Annotated in this window: 16 protein-coding genes and 3 pseudogenes; 8 read left to right on the forward strand and 11 right to left on the reverse strand. The window is 59.9% G+C overall.

The genetic code is table 11. The annotated features are described in order from the left end of the window. From FFR93_RS35375 to FFR93_RS35395, 5 genes and pseudogenes are all read right to left on the reverse strand, one after another. Positions 1-155 (reverse strand): annotated as a pseudogene (locus FFR93_RS35375) (trehalose utilization protein ThuA); the annotation flags it as partial. Positions 156-216: 61 nt separating this feature from the next. Beyond that, complete coding sequence (locus FFR93_RS35380; RefSeq protein ID WP_138396602.1) at positions 217-1,242, reverse strand: ABC transporter ATP-binding protein; 1,026 nt, start codon at positions 1,240-1,242, stop codon at positions 217-219. Between the two features lie 11 nt (positions 1,243-1,253). Then, positions 1,254-2,084, reverse strand: coding sequence for a carbohydrate ABC transporter permease (locus tag FFR93_RS35385; protein WP_138396603.1), 831 nt, complete (start codon positions 2,082-2,084; stop codon positions 1,254-1,256). Further along, the gene (locus tag FFR93_RS35390; RefSeq protein ID WP_138396604.1) at positions 2,084-3,070 is read right to left on the reverse strand and encodes a sugar ABC transporter permease; all 987 of its coding nucleotides are present in this window, start codon (positions 3,068-3,070) and stop codon (positions 2,084-2,086) included. The genes FFR93_RS35385 and FFR93_RS35390 overlap by 1 nt, the downstream gene beginning before the upstream one ends. A 70-nt stretch (positions 3,071-3,140) precedes the next feature. Continuing rightward, positions 3,141-4,403 (reverse strand): ABC transporter substrate-binding protein, encoded by a 1,263-nt coding sequence (locus tag FFR93_RS35395; RefSeq protein WP_138396605.1) that lies wholly within the window; start codon positions 4,401-4,403, stop codon positions 3,141-3,143. 268 nt (positions 4,404-4,671) lie between these two features. Between FFR93_RS35395 and FFR93_RS35400 the strand changes: the two genes are divergently transcribed. Next, the gene (locus tag FFR93_RS35400; protein ID WP_064709538.1) at positions 4,672-5,685 is read left to right on the forward strand and encodes a substrate-binding domain-containing protein; all 1,014 of its coding nucleotides are present in this window, start codon (positions 4,672-4,674) and stop codon (positions 5,683-5,685) included. Between the two features lie 116 nt (positions 5,686-5,801). Here FFR93_RS35400 and repC read toward each other — a convergent pair whose 3' ends face one another. From repC to FFR93_RS35430, 6 genes and pseudogenes are all read right to left on the reverse strand, one after another. Beyond that, positions 5,802-7,106, reverse strand: coding sequence for a plasmid replication protein RepC (gene repC / locus FFR93_RS35405; RefSeq protein ID WP_138396606.1), 1,305 nt, complete (start codon positions 7,104-7,106; stop codon positions 5,802-5,804). A gap of 153 nt (positions 7,107-7,259) precedes the next feature. Beyond that, positions 7,260-8,261 carry a plasmid partitioning protein RepB gene (gene repB / locus FFR93_RS35410; RefSeq protein WP_138396607.1) on the reverse strand — a complete coding sequence of 334 codons (1,002 nt, stop codon included), beginning with the start codon at positions 8,259-8,261 and terminating at the stop codon, positions 7,260-7,262. 1 nt (position 8,262) lies between these two features. Then, positions 8,263-9,456, reverse strand: coding sequence for a plasmid partitioning protein RepA (gene repA, locus FFR93_RS35415; protein ID WP_064709541.1), 1,194 nt, complete (start codon positions 9,454-9,456; stop codon positions 8,263-8,265). 584 nt (positions 9,457-10,040) lie between these two features. After that, a pseudogene (locus tag FFR93_RS35420) lies at positions 10,041-10,424 on the reverse strand (type II toxin-antitoxin system VapC family toxin). Further along, a pseudogene (locus FFR93_RS35425) lies at positions 10,406-10,674 on the reverse strand (AbrB/MazE/SpoVT family DNA-binding domain-containing protein). Before FFR93_RS35425 ends, FFR93_RS35420 begins: the two co-directional pseudogenes overlap by 19 nt. 66 nt (positions 10,675-10,740) lie before the next feature. Beyond that, positions 10,741-11,493 carry an NAD(P)H-binding protein gene (locus tag FFR93_RS35430; RefSeq protein WP_064713191.1) on the reverse strand — a complete coding sequence of 251 codons (753 nt, stop codon included), beginning with the start codon at positions 11,491-11,493 and terminating at the stop codon, positions 10,741-10,743. 339 nt (positions 11,494-11,832) lie between these two features. Between FFR93_RS35430 and FFR93_RS35435 the strand changes: the two genes are divergently transcribed. The 7 genes from FFR93_RS35435 to FFR93_RS35465 all read left to right on the forward strand — a co-directional run bounded on the left by FFR93_RS35435 (position 11,833) and on the right by FFR93_RS35465 (position 19,242). Further along, entirely contained in the window at positions 11,833-15,468 is a 3,636-nt protein-coding gene (locus tag FFR93_RS35435) for a PAS domain-containing protein (RefSeq protein WP_138396608.1), read from the forward strand. Further along, the gene (locus FFR93_RS35440; protein WP_138396609.1) at positions 15,465-16,106 is read left to right on the forward strand and encodes a response regulator; all 642 of its coding nucleotides are present in this window, start codon (positions 15,465-15,467) and stop codon (positions 16,104-16,106) included. Before FFR93_RS35435 ends, FFR93_RS35440 begins: the two co-directional genes overlap by 4 nt. 2 nt (positions 16,107-16,108) lie before the next feature. Further along, positions 16,109-16,486, forward strand: coding sequence for a response regulator (locus FFR93_RS35445; protein WP_064709546.1), 378 nt, complete (start codon positions 16,109-16,111; stop codon positions 16,484-16,486). 1 nt (position 16,487) lies between these two features. Continuing rightward, a complete protein-coding gene (locus FFR93_RS35450; RefSeq protein WP_064713188.1) occupies positions 16,488-17,180 on the forward strand; it encodes a response regulator transcription factor in 693 nt (230 codons plus the stop codon). A gap of 187 nt (positions 17,181-17,367) precedes the next feature. Next, complete coding sequence (locus tag FFR93_RS35455) at positions 17,368-17,721, forward strand: metalloregulator ArsR/SmtB family transcription factor (protein ID WP_064713187.1); 354 nt, start codon at positions 17,368-17,370, stop codon at positions 17,719-17,721. A gap of 198 nt (positions 17,722-17,919) precedes the next feature. Further along, complete coding sequence (locus FFR93_RS35460; RefSeq protein ID WP_138396669.1) at positions 17,920-18,585, forward strand: nitroreductase; 666 nt, start codon at positions 17,920-17,922, stop codon at positions 18,583-18,585. Between the two features lie 84 nt (positions 18,586-18,669). Then, positions 18,670-19,242, forward strand: a complete 573-nt coding sequence (locus FFR93_RS35465; protein ID WP_064685588.1) for an NADPH-dependent FMN reductase — start codon at positions 18,670-18,672, stop codon at positions 19,240-19,242. Positions 19,243-19,427 lie beyond the last annotated feature (185 nt).

Below are 19,427 nucleotides of genomic sequence, written 5' to 3' on the forward strand. Positions count from 1 at the left end.
GGCTCCTGCAGCGTCGCCGTCGTCGCCGAGATGCCGGGATCCTTATTCAGCGCATTCGCGATCGTCGTATGCATGCCCTCGGGATAGATGCCCCGGACGATCGCATTGGTATTCTCGTGAATATTCTCTCCCCACACAACGGTGCGTATGGTCATGTCGTTTTCTCCTTATATTAGAAGCGGATCGAGCCTGGGAAAGACATCGATGCTTGGAAGATCAAGCAGCCCGCATGGATTCACGTTCGAGCGCCCGGCCGGACCGGTCGAAACGGTGGATGTGGCCGGCAAGTGGCGCCAGGCCAAGTGTCTGGCCCGGCTCATGACGGGAGACACCGGCTTCCCGCACGACAAGCGGCTCATCGGCCCCGATATCCAAGTAAACGAAGCTATCGGAGCCGAGGATTTCCGAATGGATGACCGTGCCGCTCCAAACCGGCGACTCGGCTGTGATGCAAACATGCTCCGCACGTACACCGATCGTATGGCTGTCATAGGGCTGTGCCAGCCCGCCAGACAGAAAGTTCATTTTTGGCGAACCGATGAAGCCGGCGACGAAGACCGAATTCGGGCTTTCGTAAAGCTCCAGCGGGGTGCCGATCTGTTCGACGACGCCGTCCCTCAACACGCAGATCCGGTCGGCCAGCGTCATTGCCTCGACCTGATCATGCGTCACATAGATCATCGTCGTGCCGTGCATGCTGCGATGAAGCTTGGCGATCTCAAGCCGCGTCGCGACGCGAAGCGCCGCATCGAGATTGGACAGCGGCTCGTCGAAAAGAAAGACCTTGGGATCGCGTACGATCGCCCGGCCGATGGCGACGCGCTGACGCTGTCCGCCGGAAAGCTGTCGCGGCAGGCGGTCCAGGTAGGATGAGAGCTGCAGCATGCCGGCGGCCTGTTCGACGCGTTGGCGGCATTCGTCTCTGTTGCTCCCGGAAAGTTTCATGCCGAAAGCCATGTTGTCGAACACCGTCATATGCGGGTAGAGCGCGTAGGACTGGAACACCATGGCGATCCCTCGCTTAGAGGGCGCGTGCCGGTTCACGGTCTCGTTGTCGAAGGAAAGGGTTCCCGAGCTAATGTCCTCGAGGCCGGAGATCAGCCGCAGCAGCGTGGACTTGCCGCATCCCGAAGGCCCGACGAACACCATGAACTCGCCTCGGCGGATGTCCATCGTTACGCCCTTGATCACCTCGAAGGCGCCGAAGCTCTTGCGGATATTTTCCAATCGGATTTCTGCCATGTCCTACTCCTTCAACCCTTCACGCCGCCGGCGGTCAGCCCCGAGATGATCCGGCGCTGGAATATCAAAACAAGCACGACAACCGGCACGGTGACGATCACCGAAGCCGCCATGATGTTGCCCCAGGGGATTTCGAATTCGCTGTTGCCCGAAAGCAGGGCGATGGCGACCGGCACAGTTCGCTGCGTATCGGAGGATGTGAACGTCAGCGCAAAAAGAAACTCGTTCCAGGCGGTGATGAAGGCGAGCAGTCCGGTCGTCACCAGCGCCGGCCACATCAACGGCATGAACACCTGGGTGACAATTACCCATGGCGATGCACCATCGACGATCGCCGCCTCCTCGATTTCGATCGGCAACTCCCGCATGAAGGTCGTCAACACCCAGACCGTGAACGGCAGCGTGAAGATCATGTAGGAAAAGATCAGCGCGAAGGGCGTGTTGAAGATGCCGATCCAGCGAATGAGTTCGAACAGTCCCGCAAGCACGGCAATCTGGGGAAACATCGAGACCGAGAGGATGGTCAGCATCAACAACGCCCGTCCGCGGAAGTGCACCCGGGCCAAAGCGAACGAAGCGGTAATCGAAAGCAACAGCGAAGCTGAGACCACGACGCAGGCGATCATCGCGGAATTCGCAAGACTGCGGACGAAGCCGCCCTGGCCCATCACGGAAGCATAGTTGCGGAAAGAGATCGAGGTCGGCCAGTAATCGACTTTGAAAAGGGCCGTCCCAGTCTTCAGGCTCGTGAGGATCGCGTAATAGAACGGAAATACCGCAATGATGACGATGATCGTGACGAGCAGGTAGAAGAGCGTATTCCTGGTGAGCGAAAGCAGCATCAGCGTTCCTCCCCGCCGAGCCTGACGCGGCCGAGCCAGATATAAAGGATGGTGACGGAAGCGATGATGAGGAAAAGCACCGTCGACGCGGTAGCGCCATAGGCGAACTTGTCGAAGTCGAACAGGTTCTCGCGCGCCATGACCGACATGGTCTTCGTCTGCGCATTGTTGGGCGTCAGTACATAGATCAGGTCGAAGATGCGCATCGCATCCAGCATCCGGAAGATCACGGCAACCATGATGGCAGGCCGGATCAGCGGCAGCGTCAGACGCCAGAAGACCTTGATCGGATTGACGCCATCAATTTTGGCCGCTTCGTAGATGTCTCCTGGAACCATCTGCAGCCCGGCAAGGATCAGAAGCGCCATGAAGGGTGTCGTTTTCCAGACGTCAACGATCAGCACGGCGATCATCGCCGTTTCCGGATTGGCGGTCCAGGCGATCTTCTCGCTGATCAGGCCCAAGCCGAGCAGAACATCGTTGAGAATGCCGAACTGGTCGTTGAGCATCCAGGCCCACATCTTGGCCGATACGATGGTCGGGATCGCCCAAGGGATAAGGATTGCGGCCCGAACGATTCCCCGCCCGACGAACTGCGCGTTCAGCACCAGCGCGACGATCAAGCCGAGCATGGTTTCGATCGCGACCGAAAGGAGAGTGAATTTAGCCGTGTTCCAGACGGCATTCCACCAGACAGGGTCGGCGAGCAGCCCGCGATAGACGGTCTTTCCGCTCTTCAGTGTCACCCACGACAGATAATTGGCGAAGCCGACGAATTGCGCATTGCCAAGGTCGTTGAGTGACGCATTGGTAAAGCTGAAATAAATCGTTCTGAAGAGCGGCCAGCCGGCGACGATTGCCAGGATCAACAGTGTCGGCGCGAGGAACACCCAGGCCGATCGGATGCGCTCAGATCGCAGTTCCGTAGAGGCTCTGAGGTTGGAAACCCTGGGTTCAACTGCTTGTGGAACTACGATTTCAGTCATGAAAAGCCTATCCCCTGTTCAGCCGCGCGGAGACTGGACCGACGACCTGAAGGGCCGCCGGTCCCGATACTCACCAGGCGTCACCCTTGAGGGTCGTCAGGTCGGCTTCGAGAAGCTCGAGGTTTTCGGCGGCTGAGCCGCTGCCGGACAGTGTGTTATGCACTGCCGTCCAGAACTTCGAGGATACTTCGTTGTACTTTACCTTGGCTGTCGCCGAAGGACGCGGCACCGCGTCCTGGAAGATGGGCTTCCAGTTGGGCATGAAGGGTTGTGCGGCGGCAACATCCTTGTCGTCATAAAGGTCGGTCAGTGTCGGCAGATTGGACAGCTCAATGGCACGGGCCTTTTGAACGTCCTTCGACGTCAGGAATTTTACGAGGGCGATCGCTGCTTCCTGCTTTTCGGAATATTTCGAAACCGCCAGGTTCCAGCCGCCGAGTGTCGAGGACGGCTTGTCGCCGGCGGCCGCAACCGGCAGCGTCATCACGTCGAACCTGCCCTTCACGGCGCTGTCGGCGCCATTGCCGAGGGAATAGGCATAGGGCCAGTTGCGCATGAAGACAGCGTTGCCGGTCTGCCAGACACCACGCGATTCTTCTTCCTGATAGGCGAGCACGCCGGGCGGCGAGATCGTGCCGATCCATCCCTTGGCGCGTTCAAGCGCTGCCGCTGCCTTCTCGTTGTTGATCGAGATCATTCCGTCGGGCTCGACGATCTGGCCGCCGCCCGACGACTTCACCCATTCCAGCGCGTTGCAGGTAAGCCCTTCGTAGGAATTGCCCTGGAAGACGTAGCCCCAGACATCCTTCTGTCCGGTCTGCCGTTCCTTATCCTGGATCTCCTTGGCGGTTGCGGCCATCTCGTCCCAGGTCTTCGGCGGCTGCTTGCCATATTTCTCAAGCAGGTCCTTTCGGTAAAACAGCGCCGGCGCATCGGTAAACAACGGCAGCGCCACGAGGCGGCCACCGACAGTCTGCGAGGCTATGATGGACGGGAAAAACTGGTCGACCACGTCCTTGGTGGACTCCTTGAGATCGATGAACTGGTCGGCGAGCTGTGGCGCCCAGATGACGTCGGTCTGATAGACGTCGATGTCCTTGTTTCCGGCCGCAAGCCACAAGCGATATTGGGAGAACTGCTCGCTGCTTGACGATGGCATGGTGACGAGCTTGACCTGATTGCCGGTGTTCTTCTCAAAAATTGCGAGCTGCTTGTTCAGGAATTCGACGTTTTTCCCCGTGGTATTGGCGGCAAACGAAATTTCAGCGGCATGGACCTGGCCGGCGGCGATAGCGACGCCGAGCGCGGATATAGCCAGAGCAAACTTATTCATAATCTCCTCCCAGAAATTGAAATCGATTTGGCAAACGGACCATTACAGAAGCCATTTGCGGCGTCAAGACACCAAATCAGCTCTTTAGAGTTGCAGGTGATTGACGGGAAATGATCCTGGCACCACGCTTAAGGCGTGATTTTCAGCTCTGTAGCTCAAATTTAAAAGTAAAAAATTTAAAACGTTTTCAATTTGCATCGAATTGGCACTTGCCCGTTGCGTATCGCCAACGCATCGTCCATTGATTTCCCGGACAAAGAAGACACCGATGAAACTTCGTGAATTTGCAAAGCAGCTAGGGCTTTCTCCGACAACGGTCAGCCGTGCACTCAGCGGCTATCCGGAGGTGAGCGAAGCCACGCGCGCACGGGTTGCTAGCGAAGCAATGCGGCTCGGCTATCGTCCCGATATCAATGCCGTGCGCCTAAAGACCGGACGAGCCGGAGCGATAGGCGTTATGATGGGACGTTCGGGAGAAATTCATTTCGCTGAATTCGTGTCTGGGATGGCGCAGCGCCTGGAAACGGCCGATACGGATATTCTCATCACACCTATTACCGCACACAATGATGACGACGAGATCCAGGCCTATCGACGCCTGGTCGAAAGCCGCCGGGTGGATGCAGTGATCATTCATTCGCCACGCCCCAGGGACCCACGGATCGAGATGCTGAACAGCCTCGGCGTGCCTTTCCTGGTCCACGGCCGCTCCGAGACCGAGCACGTTCATGCCTGGCTCGACATCGACAATGAAGGTGCCGTGCGCCGAGCCACCGAACACCTGCTCGATCTCGGGCACCGCCGCGTTGCCATGATCAATGGCCTGCGGGGCAAGACCTATTCGATCCATCGCGAGCAGGGATTTCGCATAGCCCATCAGGAGCGTGGGCTCACCGCCGATCCCAACCTGATGGTCTGCGATAAATTCTCCGACGAGAGCGGCTTTCGCCATGCCCGCTCTTTTCTCGAGAGTACGAATGCACCAACCGCCATCGTTGCCGGTTCCACCATGACAGCGCTTGGTGTCTACCGCGCCGTTCGTTCGCTTGGGATGACGGTGGGACAGGACGTTTCCGTTATCGCCCACGACGACGTCTTCCCTTATCTGACGGCCGAAAATATGGTGCCGTCGCTCTCGACCACGCGATCCTCCATGCGTGCGGCGGGAACGCGCTGCGCTGAGCTAACGCTCCAGCTTATCGCTGGGCGGGCCGCAGACGAGATCCACGAATTGTGGCCGGTCGAGCTGATCCTGCGGGAAAGCACCACAGCGCCGCGCTGACCAAGTAGCCATTGACGCCTGTCGTAGCGACCACTTCCTGAGCCGAAGCCATTCGCCAAGCCGCCAGTTGGAACAAAATTTCCGGCTGCTGCAGCCACACCACTGCCGTCGACCCATCAGCCGGCATAGCGTCTTGGCCCACCATTGGCCCGCACAAGCGCCATCAGCATCGGGCCGATCGCGAACTCGCCCTTTTCGGTCCTGCGAGTCAAATCGCGGAGATAACCACCGGGCGAATTGATATGCCCTCCCCTTTCCAGAATGCAGGCGATGACTGTCGCAGCGTTCTCCGGTCCCATGCCCACACAAGCTTCCTCGTAGGCCGAAGGACTGATGCCGAGCATCGAGCGCACAATGACGGCGGCCGACATCAGGTCTCGCCAGCTGCCGATCGTTCCGCCCGGCCCATAGTCTACGATTCCAGGGCAAGCCTGGAGGACGAGGCCGAGCGGGAAGGATTTCAGGCTATTGCCGGCCGGCGAAGCGGTCCTGCCCGCAGCCTTGCTGCCCATTCCTGTAGACGTCCTCGCCTGCTCACGTCTTGCCTCGCCAAGCGGCCCGGCATTCGGGTCTTTGTCGAGCACTGCCTTCTCGCCCTGCTTCGTTTCGAAGCTTGGTTCAAGTTCAGATATGGAGTCGGGATTTGAATTCTGTTTGTGACGCTCAACTTGAGACTCATTGCCGTCGATTTTTTCTGTTTTAATATGTCTTTCCAGCAGGTTGACAGCTTCGTCGCGCAACAGCCCCATCTCATCGAGCAGTGCCGTCAGTTCCTCGACGCTTGCCACTCGCGGAATCCTGGCGACAAGTGCGCGAAACATCATCGTCATCTGCTCCCAGTCGCCGGGAACCGCTTCGTCGATGGCTGCCGAAATCAGCTTGGAGATATCCCGCCGGCAGATCGTCAGGCGCTCCCTGGTCGCCCTCAGTAGCTCTCGGTCGGCGACGGCTTGGGCTGCCAGGCTTTCGATTTCAACCGCACGTGCGAGCAGTGGAGAGACGCTGAAGCCGAAGGCTTCGCCAATCGCTCCTTCCCTGTCGCGGCGCGCATAGCGCTTTCCGTTCGGGCTGTCCTTGCGCAGGATCAGGCCGGCCTCGACCAGCACGGCAAGATGCCGCCTCAGCGTCGCCGGCGTCATTCCCCGGGCGCGAAGCGAAAGCTGCGCGTTCGAGGGAAAGACAATGAGGCCGTTTTCCTCGGAAATTTCGTCATTGGGGTAGAAGGTCAGAAGCGCATCGAGCACCGTCAGCGCTCGATCGGTTACGCCGAGTGCCGGCCGCGCCTCGCAAATTGCCCTGAACAATTTCCACTTGCTGCGTTTCATCCCCGGCTCGATTGTCTCGGCCCGTTGCTGGTTCGCCAGCATGCCGAGCGTCATCGGCCGCCGCCCAAAGGGCGTCGTCACATATCCACTCTCCATTGCCTTCACCTTCGTTCAGGCAAAAGAAAACCATCCACCAATTTGGTGCCTAAGACGCTTGACTGTGATTCGTGGAAATGCGATTCTCGATGTGCTTAAGATCTGAGAAGGGCTTCCACGACGGCGTCGTTGGGGGCCTTTTTCTTTTGCGCGCTACGCTCCTCTGTGCTTGTTGAACTCCTGAAACAGCCCCTGCAGCCGTTCCTGGACGAATTGATCGAAGCCGGGTGCGCTCTTGCTGTCGAAGACGAAGGTGGCACCAGAGGCCGTTTTCTTGACTGTCACCGGCACGCCGTCGACCTCGGATTTGACGATTGTCGGCTTCTGTGCCGCGGCCTTCTTCGTTGCCAGGACAAACGCCCGGTGAAACCGCTCATCGCTCGAAATTTTGCGCGTGTCGTCCGCGGACAACTCCGCAATGATCTTGTCGACATCCGCATTTTCCAGCTGCTCGCCAAATTCCAGCCATCGCCGCCTGCCGATCTCAGGTGCCGCGCCGATGGCGTTGATGAGCGTCAAGGGAACCTGCCGTATGACGATCAGCATCCTCGACAGCGCCGCCTTGTCGACGCTTAGCGCCGCCATGATGACGTCGCGGCCGAAGCCGCGTTCCCCGAGCCGCGACGCAAAGAGCGCGCGCTCGATATAGGAGAGATTGGTCCGGGCGCTGTTTTCCTGCCCCTGGCTGACGACAAGCTGGCCGTCAGTCAGATCGCGGACGACCGCGCGCACCTTGACGCCGATCTCTCTCGTCGCCGCCAGGCGGCGATGGCCATAGGCGACCTGATAGCGGCCTTTGGCTTCCGGATGCGGACGCACGAGGATCGGGACTTGCTGCCCATGCTCGCGGATCTGCTCGACCAGCTCGGCGAGTTCAGCCGCGTCGATCGCCAGGCGATCGCTGACGAAGGAAGCGTCGATCAGTCCGGGATCGAGCTCGACGATCATCTGGCCAGCAGCAAGCTGCCGTTCCAGTTCGCTGGCGCGTTCCATCTTTTCAGTGATGTTGCCGAGCGTCTTGGTGATGCCGCCAACCGGTCCGCCGCTGCGCTCCTGCGGCACGAAGCCGGCAATCGGACGAGTGTCGCGCGGCGCGACCGCTTCCACCCGTGCCGGGCTCGGTGCGGAAACTTCGATGAGGTTCTTGCGCGCCATCTTATCTCCTTCCCCAGGTGGAGCGAATATGCGCTTCGATCTCACCATTGACGAGGTTCAGCGACTCAAGCGCCCGATCATAGGTTCCACGTGTGAACTGCGACCGCTCGACTTCGTAGAGTGTCTGCTTGGTCACGCCGGCGTCGGCGACCGCCGTCGACTTCACCATCGCGTTGTGCAGCATGCGATTGCCGAAGATCGCCCGCATGAAGCCGGTCATCTGACTTTGCGGGCCGTCGTTCGGTTCGAACCGCGTTACAAGATAGCGCATCCAGTCGTAGCTGGTGCGCCCCCCGGCCTTCTCCACAACCGTCATCAATTCGCTTGTCATGGTCAGGAACTGCGACATCGACATGACATCTAGCATCTGCGGATGAACCGTGATTAGGACCGAAGTCGCCGCGCAGAGCGCCGACATCGTAAGGAAGCCAAGCTGCGGCGGGCAGTCGATGACCACTACGTCATAGAGGCTTTCGATGTCGGTCAAGACCTCGCCGATACGGGCGAAGAACATCGTCTCCGCCGTGCCCGAAGCCATCGCCTTCGGAGTCTCGTGCTCGAATTCCATCAGCTCGAGATTTCCGGGAATGAGATGCAGGTTCGGCGTGTAGGTGGCGCGCACGATGTCGGCTATGGGGCGCGGATCGTCATAGCGGATCGCGCCATAGATCGTTTCGCCTTCACCGACGTCGAACTCCGGCTGGTGGCCGAACAGCGCGGACAAGGACGCCTGGGGGTCGAGGTCGACGGCGAGCACACGATAGCCCCGGAGCGCCATGAATTGCGCGAGATGGGCCGCGGTCGTGGTCTTGCCCGAGCCGCCCTTGAAATTCATCACGGAGACGATCTGCAGCTTCTCGCCCGGCCTGCGGGCCGGCACATATTTCGGCGTGCCATTACGCTCGTCGAGGACGCGGCGGATCCGGTCCATGTCGGTTGCACTATAGAGTCGGCGTCCATTTGCCAGCGGATCCGGGCCATGGCCGTCTGCCGCCACCTGCCTGAGATAGCCTTCGCCGATGCCGATGAAAGCTGCGGCTTCCGCAGGCGAGAAGGTCCTGATCGTCTTCTGGGAAAGCGGGGGAAAGATTTTTGCCTGATGCTGCTGGAGTTGATAGGACAACTCCTTCGCATCTGTTGCCAGAAGCGACGGGAGATGCTCTTGATCGTCTTGGAGAGCAAGACTCGGCTGCATGATCGTTTTCCCAAGTAACTGCGCAATTTTGAACGAAAGCGCTTCAGTTGCGCAGTTACTATATGCCGCGATTCGTGACCGAATTACAAATGCTTAACTAAAACGCATGTCGCGGCGGGCAAAGCAGGGCCAGGAAACCGGCGGATTTGCGGATGCTTGGGCAAGTGATTCGCCGCCGCCCATGGCACTGCCGGGCAAGGCCTGCGGCATTGTTATGCACATGAAATTTATCGAATTTTTGCGATGCCACCAGCCGGACGGAACTGCTCGATCCGACTATTGTCCGTCGTCTTTCAGGTAGTTGTTGCCGTTGATCACCAGAAGCCCGTCGGAACCCCTCTCGGGTTGGAAAATGCTCAGGCTCTTCGTCTTGCGGTTTGCGTCAGCTGGGTCGAGGCGATAGCCGGAGAGCCTATAACGTCCGCTGCAGCAGGCCGCTCACCGGATGTCGTCGATACCTGCTACCCATGCGCTTTCCCCCCATCGCATAAACCGCCGAAGGGTTTGGAGCCATACAAGAGCTTTTCAGCCGGAGGTCCCATGAATGAGGCTCTGGCGCTCACATATCACCCGCTGCGTTACGACTAGAAGGCAGGCGCTATCAGCTTTAACGAGGGGAAATAGCTGCGATAGCGGTTGAGGTCTCGTGTCATGAGTGTTAGCTGTTGCACGGCAGCGTGAGCACCGATGAAGAAATCAGGAAGCACGCCGGTGCGGATGCCGCCTGCCTTGCGATACTGCGTGAAGACCTTGCCCGCAAGAAACAAAGCGGGTTTGGGCATCGCGACCATCTGGAGGCCAGCCTCTTCCACAGAAGCCTCCAGCGCCTCGATCCTTTCGTATCGAACCGAAAGTTCGGCTTAAATTACATCGTTGATTAGAAGGGGGCCCTCGATACTTGCCGTCTCGAGCTGGGCTATAGACCAGTCCGCCGATTCCGGGTGGTCGGTCACGAGGTCCAGGAGCACATTGGTATCGACGAGTGTCCCGTTTCTCCGCGCGCCAAAGCCATGATGGCGTCCGTATCGAGGCCCTTGCCGGCATGACCGCGCAGCTTCTCGAAACGGCTCGCCGGTCGTTTCTTGTCGGCGCGCGTCAGAACCACACGCCGTCGGCAGCACGATGAAAATCGACCTTGCTGCCAGGGACGATGCCGAGCATGTCCCGTACCGGCTTCGGAATCGTCACCTGCCCTTTCGCAGTAACGGTCGTGGTCATAGCGGACGCCTCGGTAATACCTTCCTGAAAGAAAGTATTACTGCATTCGGCAAAACTCAGTGGCAGCTAAGCCGCTATCGACTGGTAGAGCCAATCGGAGAGCTTCTGGCTCGCCAAGCGCGCTCCGGCACCCGGAAGCAACACGTCTCCGGTCAATTCGACGCCGAAATACGAAACGGAGGGATCGGTTATCACCTGCCGCTGGTCTTGGTTCGCGGCGAGATAGATCCGGGCGATTTCGTCGATGCCGAGCTGGTCGGGGCCGCCGATCTCGATGATCTCGCCTAGGGGATTTCCACCTGCCAGTTCAGTCAGGAATGCGGCCGCGTCGCGAGCTGCAACCGGCCTCATCAAAGCCGGAGGCAAACGAACGACGTTGCCTTCGGCACCGATGTCGATCACCCCATTTATGAATTCGTAGAACTGGGTCGAGCGCAGGATCGTGTAGGGCCGGCTTGAGGCCCGGATGAGATTTTCCTGCACCGCCTTCGCGCGGAAATAGTCGCTTTCGACGAGGCGCGGCGTGCCAACGACGGAGAGGGCGAGATAATGCCGGACGCAAGCATGGGCCGCGGCTGCAAGCAGGTTCTTGGTCGAGGCCTTGAAGAAGTCGAGCGCTGAATTGTCGCCGAACGAGGCGGCATTGGTCACATCGATGACGACATCTGCACCTGCCATTGCTGCTTCGAGGCCCCTGCCGTTAACCGTATCGACGCCGAGCGACAGAGATGCGGCCGTGACGTCGTGGCCCGAGCGCCGCAGATCCGCCACCAATTGCGATCCGACAAGGCCGCTTGCTCCCGCCACCATGATTTTCATGTCGACATCTCCGTTGCATCTCGTCTGCATGCCAGCGCGCACGTAGAATGACCAGAACGACCGGCCCCTTCCATCGTGCTTGAGGGTCGGACATCTGAGACGCAGGGGATAGCGGAGCCAATCCAAAGTCCAGGATGCCTAATCGGAAAGACAGACGACCCCGCGGGCTGCCGAAGAATCCGGCTACATTCCCGCGCAATGCATGGGTTTCCATGAGTTGCGGTTGTGGTGCGGCAGGATTACGGTTCGAATATGAGCGCGCCGGCCCCGAAATGGAAAGCAACTGCCGCAGGACATGCTGACGATGCACCGGTCTTGCCTGTCAGGCCGGAGCGATGGATGGAGCGTGCCTGGGCGCATCGCCCCCCATTCCTGCGTCTCGCACTTTTCTTCCTCGCCTATGTCATCGCCTGCGGCTTCGCTCAATCTCTGGCGATCGTACCCGGAACCGGGATTTCCATCTGGCCGGCGAGCGGGCTCTTCATCGCCACGCTTATTCTCAGTTCCGGATACGGCTGGCCGTGGTGGGTTCTTTCCGGCTGCCTGGCGGAGATGTTCAGCAACGTCCTGTGGTTTCACAGTCCACCGCTCGCCGCCTTCCTGATCTATGTCGGCAACGCTCTGGAAGCGGTGGTTGGAGCCTGGCTGGTGAACCGCGTCCTGAAACGGCCCGTGCGGCTGGAAAGCCTCCAGGAAGTGCTCTCTTTCGTCGCACTGGGGGCCGGGATTGCTCCGATGGTCAGCGCGACCATTGGAAGCGCAACGCTCGCTTGGTTCAGCATCCTGTCGCAATCCTTCGTGACGGCATGGCCTCTATGGTGGATCGGCGATGCTACCGGCGTCCTCATCGTGGCGCCCCTGGCGCTGGTCGTGCTTCACAACTGGCAGGGCAGACCGCAGCTCTCGACTACGCAATGGATGGAAGCTTGCGTCCTCGGCCTTATCTTCCTCGCCGTCGCCGCTCTTTCGCTCAGCGGCTACCTTCCTTTCGCCTATATCATCATGCCGCCGCTTCTGTGGGCCGCAGTCCGCTTCCAGTTCAAAGGCGCGGCGGTCTCACTCGTGCTGCTGGCCCTAGTTACTGCGGTCTTCACGATAGCGGGCGCCGGTCAGTTCGCCGGCGATCCGGAATCCCAGAAACACAAGCAGATCATGCTGCAGCTTTTTCTGGCCATCTCTGCGCTTTCGGCACTCATCGTCGCCGCCATATCCCGTCAGCATCAACTGGCGACGCTTTCGTTGCAGCAAAGCGTGGAAGCATTGCGCGAACGGGAGCGAGAGCTCTCGCAACTTGTTGATATGGTGCCGAGCCATGTCTGGCGGTTGACACCCGAGGGCGAGCCGACCTTCTTCAACAAGCGCATGGTCGATTTCCTCGGCCTCGACGTGGCGGATTCCGACCAACCGGAGATGAGCCGGCTGGAAGCTGTCCTCCAGGCCATCGTTCATCCCGATGACGCAGCCGAATTCAGGACAGCGCTCGGCCATTGCCTCGTCACCGGCGAGACCTTCGCGATGCGCTATCGGCTGCGCCGTGCCGACGGCGCCTATCGATGGATGTCGAGCCGCGCCGAGCCGTTGCGGGATCAAGCCGGGATCATCGTCCAATGGTACGGACTTTGCCACGATATCGACGATCAGGTCCATGCCGAAGAGGCCTTGCGCCGAAACGAACAGCAGCTGCAGCAGATGATCGACGCCGTTCCTGTCCGCATCTGGAGCGTGGAGCCGACGGGCGGGTCAATCTACTTCAACAAACGCTATCAGGATCACTTCCGCGCCGTGATCGCCGATTTCGACGCCGTTGGCGAGGCGCGTATCGACCAACTGCTGCAGCAGCTCATCCATCCCGATGAGGTGCCCGACGTGCAGCGTACGCTGCACAAATGCTTCGAAAGCGGCAGCGGCACTGCGATGCGGTTTCGCTGGCTTGAAAAGGATGGCGTGTATCGCTGGGCCGAATGCAGGGTGGAGCCGCGGCGCGACGACGACGGAAAGGTCGTACAATGGTACGGCGTTTCCCTCGACATCGATGACGAGGTGCGGGCGCTGGAGACATTACGTGATCGCGAGCGCGAACTCTCACAGCTCGTGGACATGGTCCCGGTCCAGATCAGACGCCTGACGCCGAAAGGCGAACCCGTCTTCTTCAACAAGCGCCTGATCGACTTTTTCGGTGTCGACGTCGGCGAGATGGACAGGCCGGGCATGAGCCGTCTCTCGTCGGTCATTCACACTCTCGTCCATCCCGACGATGCACCGAGGCTGCTTGATACCGTCCACCATTCCCTCGCCAGCGGCGATCCCTTCTCGATAAAATACCGTATGCGCCGGTTCGACGGAGCCTATCGCTGGGTCGACGGGCGTGCCGAGCCGCTGCGGGATCAAAACGGCGAGATCGTGCAATGGTATGTGATATCGGTCGATATCGACGATGAAATGCGCGCGCAGGAAGCACTGCGCAACCGGGAGCGGGAACTCTCCCAGCTGGTTGACATGGTTCCGAGCCTGCTCTGGCGGCTCAATCCGGAAGGCGCTCCGACCTTTTTCAACAAACGCCTGATCGACTTTCTCGGTGTCGACGTCGCTGAAATGGAGAAACCCGGCATGAGCCGGCTGGCGGCTCTCATCGAAGTCGCCGTCCATCCGGACGATGCGCAGAGCCTCGCTAAAGCGCTCAACCATTCCCTCGTCACCGGCGAACGCTTCTCGCAGCAATATCGCCTGCGGCGCGCCGATGGCGTCTACCGCTGGGTGAAAGGCAGCGCCGAGCCGCTACGTGACGAAAACGGGCGGATCGTCCAGTGGTACGGCCTCTCTCATGATATCGACGACCAACTGCGCGTCGAGGAGGCGCTGCGAGAAAGAGAACGTTCGCTCTGGCAGATCGTCGAAACCTTGCCGGTCATGATCGATTGCGCGGCTCCGGATGGAGAGCCTGTCTATCGCAATCCGCAGCTTCGCGATTTTCTCGGATACGAACTCGAGGACCTTGATGGGACCGGCAAGTCACGATTGGCCGGGACGCTCGACGCCGGCGTTCATCCGGACGACCTTGCCGACGTCAAGGAGAAATATGCCCATTCGCTCGCCACCGGCGAATCCTATGCGCGCAGGCACCGCCTGCGGCGGTTCGACGGCGACTATCGCTGGGTGGAAACGCGGGCAGCGCCGATGCGCGACGGCGAGGGCGCGATCGTGCAGTGGAACGTCATATATCTCGATATTGACGGCGAGGTTCAGGCGCAGGAAGAGCTACGCCGTACACAGGAAGGACTTTCCCGGGCGAGCCAGGCAGCAAGCCTCGCGGAGCTTTCCGCCTCCATCGCGCACGAGGTGAACCAGCCTCTTGCGGCCGTGGTGGCGAATTCCCATGCCTGCCAGCGCTGGCTGATGGCCGATCCGCCGAACATGGAGCGGGCGCAGAGAACGGTCGAGCGCATCATCCGGGACGCGAATTCGGCGGCCGAAGTCGTCAGCCGTATTCGCGCCCTGTTCAAACAATCCGCGGACAGGAGGGCTCAAACCACCCTCTCCGGCATCATCGATGAAGTGCGCAGCCTGATGGCCGACGAAGCCTGGCGGCGGCGCGTCCGCATTGACGTCGACGTTGACGACAGCTTGCCGTTCGTGGCGATCGACCGCATCCAGATCCAGCAGGTTCTGATCAATCTCATCCGCAACGGCATCGAGGCCTTGGACGCCACGACAAGCGACAGGGTGGTCGAGATACGCTCGCACCAAGTCGGCAATGCCGTCCAGACAGAGGTCCGCGATCTGGGGCGAGGCATCGAGTTCCCTGAAAAAATGTTCGAGCCTTTCTTCAGCACAAAAGAAAACGGCATGGGCATGGGGCTGGCGATCTGCCGCTCAATCGTCGAGCTGCATGGTGGACGATTGTGGACGGAGAAGAACCAACCGCGCGGAGCGACGTTGATCTTTACATTGCCCGTCGAAACGAAGGCAGCGTCATGACGACCGGTGACCATATCGTCTTCATCGTGGATGACGATGAACGCATCCGGGAGGCTCTCGGCGAGCTGCTGGATTCGCACGGCATTCGCGCCATCGCCTTCGAGTCGGCCTGCGACTATGTGAAAGCCGACAAGCCGGATGTTCCCGCCTGCCTTATCCTCGATGTCGAGCTGCCAGATATCAACGGCCTCGACCTGCAGAGACAGATCGCTGATGGCGATCATCCGCCGATCGTCTTCATCACCGGCCATGGTGACATCCCCTCCTCCGTGCGCGCCATCAAGCGGGGCGCGGTGGATTTTCTCACCAAGCCGTTCAGCGACGAGGATCTCATGGCGGCAATTCAGACGGCAATCGCCCAGGATCGCGAAAAGAGAGCCGGGCGCGCCGAACTCGGCATACTGAGGCAACACTATCTCGACTTGACACCGCGCGAACGCGAGGTGTTGCCGCTCGTCGTCAGCGGCCTCCTCAACAAGCAGGCGGCGGCAGAACTGGGGATCAGCGAAGTCACGCTGCAGATCCACAGAAGAAACGTGATGCAAAAGATGGCGGCGGCATCGCTCGCCGATCTCGTGCGCATCGCGGAGAAACTGGAAATACCGATAACCCACTCGCGCCGGGTGGGAGGGAATTGAACATGAACAAGAAAAAACATGTCGTGGCAATTGTCGATGACGATCCAAGACTCCTTGAATCAATGAGCGACCTTCTGGAATCGGCGGGCTATGTCTCCCGCAGCTTCTCGTCGGCGGGCTCGCTGCTCGTCAACGGGCTGTCGGACCTTGATCTGCTTATCACCGACATCGGAATGCCCGGCATAGACGGCTTCGAACTTCGCGATCTCGTCAGGAAATCACGTCCGGAGCTGCCGGTTTTCCTGATCACGGGCCGCCACGAGATCGCGGATCAGGGCCGTGCTCAAGGCGCCGGAGGATTCTTCCGCAAACCATTCGATGCCCAGGCCCTGATCGCGGCCATCGCCAATGCCTTACAGAAATCGAGAGATGGAGGGTGACATGAGAGTTGACCAGCCGTTCGTTCGTAGATCGGCGCCTTTATCAGTGCAGCGCGGAGGTGAAGAGGATCAGCCGCTCGTCATGATCGTGGACGACGACGCATCCATTCGCGAGGCGCTGTCCGAGCTGATCCTGTCGGCAGGTTTCCAGCCCGTCAGCTTTGCCTCGACCCGCGAATTGCTGGACGCGGATATATTGGACAGACCCGGCTGCTTGATCCTCGATGTGCGCATGCCGGGGGTAAGCGGCCTCCACTTGCAGAGCCATCTGACTGAAAACGGCATTGCCAAACCGATCATCTTCCTGACCGGCCATGGCGACATCCCCATGACCGTCCAGGCGATGAAAGCCGGCGCCGTGGATTTCCTCACCAAGCCGGCGCGGGACCAGACGCTGCTTGATGCCGTGACGGCAGCCATCGCCATCGACGGCGAACGTCGGGCGGAAGCGGCGATCGCCAATCGCAATATCGAACGGCTGGAGACGCTGACGCAGCGCGAGCGCGAGGTTCTGCATGAGGTGGCACGCGGGCGGCTCAACAAGCAGATCGCCTTCGATCTCGGCATCAGCGAAGTGACGGTCAAGCTGCATCGCAGCAATGTCATGCACAAGATGGAGGCCGCCTCGATCGGCGAACTGATCCGGGCCTGGGAAACACTGCCGGCGCAGATGCGCCAGGCGGGGGCGCGTTAGCTTCAATCATTTCAAGGAACGAAAGACGCCGGCTGTCCATTTGATGCACGGCGTATCCGATTCACGCCAAAAAAGACGATGCGGCGCCAGCAATGGCTTTCGGCCCCGCACGCTTGCGTTATCTCTAAATTAAAGTTCGGGGATATGACATCGTACCCGGCTTTGGTTCCCCAAAGGAGATCTCGCCTTGAACAATCAGTCGTCAGTCGCGCCTTCCCCTAAAACCGATGCTTTCGACAACGAAGCAAACTTCCTTTCGGCCATGGGGAATTCCAAACGGCTTCACATTCTGCATCTGTTGGCCGAAGGAGAAATGTCCGTGACCGTCCTGGCTGACGAAGTGGGGCTGAGCCAATCTTCGACTTCTCAGCATCTGGCAATTCTTCGAGACCAGGAACTCGTGCAGACACGAAGGGCTGGGCAGACAATCTACTATTCACTTCAATCTGACGCGGTCACGGCAATGCTCGATACGCTCGCGGACATCTTCGGATCACATCGTCGTAGGGCGGCAGAACGTGCCCGAGCCGTGGGCACCTAACGCAAACGGCGGAACGCTGATCGCCCGGCTCATGATTGGTCTCCAATTCTGCTGATATGCCCCCTCGGACGCGTCGATCGCTGATGTACGTTTGATGTACGCCGCCTAGACCACGGTGTGATTACGCCTCCATTGCGAATGGAGATAATGAACCACATCAGGAACGGAACGAACGGCCCCGGCGGCATGGAGGCGATCATGGACGTATATGAGGCAGTCACAAGCCGACGCTCGGTGCGCGGATTCAAAGACCAGCCTGTGGCGATGGAGGTACTTGAGCGCGTGCTGGCTGCCGCGGCATGGTCACCGTCAGGATCGAACATCCAGCCTTGGAATACTTACGTGATGACCGGCGCGCCGCTGGCCGAACTCAAGACATCAGCCGTCGAGCGCGTGGCCCATGGCGACGCCTGGGACAAGCGGCAGTATGAGATGTACCCGGCGGCGCTGAAATCCCCTTACGGGGAGCGCCGGTCAGCCTTCGGCACGGAGCGCTACAGCGCGCTCGGCATTGCGCGCGAGGACTGGGAGGCGCGCCAGCGCGCAGCGATCGCCAACTGGAACTGTTTCGGCGCGCCCGCCGCCCTGTTCTGCTACATTGACCGTGACCTGGGCCTGCCCCAATGGGCCGACGTCGGCATGTATCTGCAGACCGTCATGCTGCTGCTCCGGGCCGAAGGGCTGCACAGTTGCCCGCAGATGGCGTGGTCGCAGGTTCGCGAGACGGTCGCGGAGGTCCTGTCACCCCCGGACGGGCTGATCCTCTTCTGCGGTATGTCGATCGGCTATGAGGACCCTTCGGTAGGTTATGCCCGTACGGGCCGCGCCCCGCTCGCCGAGACGGTCACGTTCGTCGGCGAATAGTTGTTTGCGCTCAAAGGACACGAGACCCGTCCGATAATTCTGCGTATGATACGTCCTTTATCATGCGGGATACTGGAGAAAGCCATGACCACGCATAAAGTAGGCTATCTTATCGGCAGCCTCGCCAGGGACTCGATCAACCGCAAGCTCGCCAAGGCGTTGGTGCGGCTCGCCCCGCCGGAACTTGAAATGTCCGAGATATCCTTCAAGGACCTGCCGCTCTACAGTTACGACTACGACGCCGACTACCCTCCGGCCGGCAAGGCATTCAAGGCCGCAATCGCGGCCGTCGACGCTGTGCTGTTCGTCACTCCCGAATACAATCGGTCCATACCCGGCGGGCTGAAAAACGCGATCGACTGGGCGAGCCGCCCCTACGGCACCAACTCGTTCACACGCAAGCCGTCGGCGGTCATCGGCACGTCGCCGGGCGCGATAGGCACAGCCGTCGCCCAGCAGAATTTGCGCAGCGTCCTCAGTTTCTGCAACTCTCCCCAGATGAATGCTCCGGAGGCCTACATACAATTCACTCCGGGGCTGATCACCGATGACGGCGAGGTCACGAACGACAGCACTGCCGATTTCCTGCGCACGTTCATGCGGGACTTCCATGCCTTTGTCGCGAGGGTTCGCTCAGTGCTGCCGAAAGATGCCTAGAAAAGACAATGGCGCAGGTCCCTCACGTGACAGCAGTGCGCCGGGAAAGCTTCAGACGGCGCAGAGAACGAACGAGCGGAGTTGACGTCGATCCAGCCTGCCTTACACGATCCCATCGTGTCAAACCCGTCGACAGCATGAGACAGGCGATCGGCAAATCCATTCGGCACGCGTGGGTAGATTGG

It is taken from the genome of Rhizobium sp. MHM7A (assembly GCF_005862215.1).
Taxonomy (GTDB): Bacteria; Pseudomonadota; Alphaproteobacteria; order Rhizobiales; family Rhizobiaceae; genus Rhizobium; species Rhizobium bangladeshense.

Coding starts and splice junctions, on each gene's coding strand:
- FFR93_RS35465 (WP_064685588.1), top strand. CDS start 18,670: ATGACCACGCATAAAGTAGGCTATCTTATCGGCAGCCTCGCCAGGGAC.
- FFR93_RS35380 (WP_138396602.1), bottom strand. CDS start 1,242: ATGGCAGAAATCCGATTGGAAAATATCCGCAAGAGCTTCGGCGCCTTC.
- FFR93_RS35450 (WP_064713188.1), top strand. CDS start 16,488: ATGAGAGTTGACCAGCCGTTCGTTCGTAGATCGGCGCCTTTATCAGTG.
- repA (WP_064709541.1), bottom strand. CDS start 9,456: ATGCAGCCGAGTCTTGCTCTCCAAGACGATCAAGAGCATCTCCCGTCG.
- repC (WP_138396606.1), bottom strand. CDS start 7,106: ATGGAGAGTGGATATGTGACGACGCCCTTTGGGCGGCGGCCGATGACG.
- FFR93_RS35440 (WP_138396609.1), top strand. CDS start 15,465: ATGACGACCGGTGACCATATCGTCTTCATCGTGGATGACGATGAACGC.
- FFR93_RS35390 (WP_138396604.1), bottom strand. CDS start 3,070: ATGACTGAAATCGTAGTTCCACAAGCAGTTGAACCCAGGGTTTCCAAC.
- FFR93_RS35435 (WP_138396608.1), top strand. CDS start 11,833: ATGGAGCGTGCCTGGGCGCATCGCCCCCCATTCCTGCGTCTCGCACTT.
- repB (WP_138396607.1), bottom strand. CDS start 8,261: ATGGCGCGCAAGAACCTCATCGAAGTTTCCGCACCGAGCCCGGCACGG.
- FFR93_RS35395 (WP_138396605.1), bottom strand. CDS start 4,403: ATGAATAAGTTTGCTCTGGCTATATCCGCGCTCGGCGTCGCTATCGCC.
- FFR93_RS35385 (WP_138396603.1), bottom strand. CDS start 2,084: ATGCTGCTTTCGCTCACCAGGAATACGCTCTTCTACCTGCTCGTCACG.
- FFR93_RS35445 (WP_064709546.1), top strand. CDS start 16,109: ATGAACAAGAAAAAACATGTCGTGGCAATTGTCGATGACGATCCAAGA.
- FFR93_RS35430 (WP_064713191.1), bottom strand. CDS start 11,493: ATGAAAATCATGGTGGCGGGAGCAAGCGGCCTTGTCGGATCGCAATTG.
- FFR93_RS35400 (WP_064709538.1), top strand. CDS start 4,672: ATGAAACTTCGTGAATTTGCAAAGCAGCTAGGGCTTTCTCCGACAACG.
- FFR93_RS35460 (WP_138396669.1), top strand. CDS start 17,920: ATGGACGTATATGAGGCAGTCACAAGCCGACGCTCGGTGCGCGGATTC.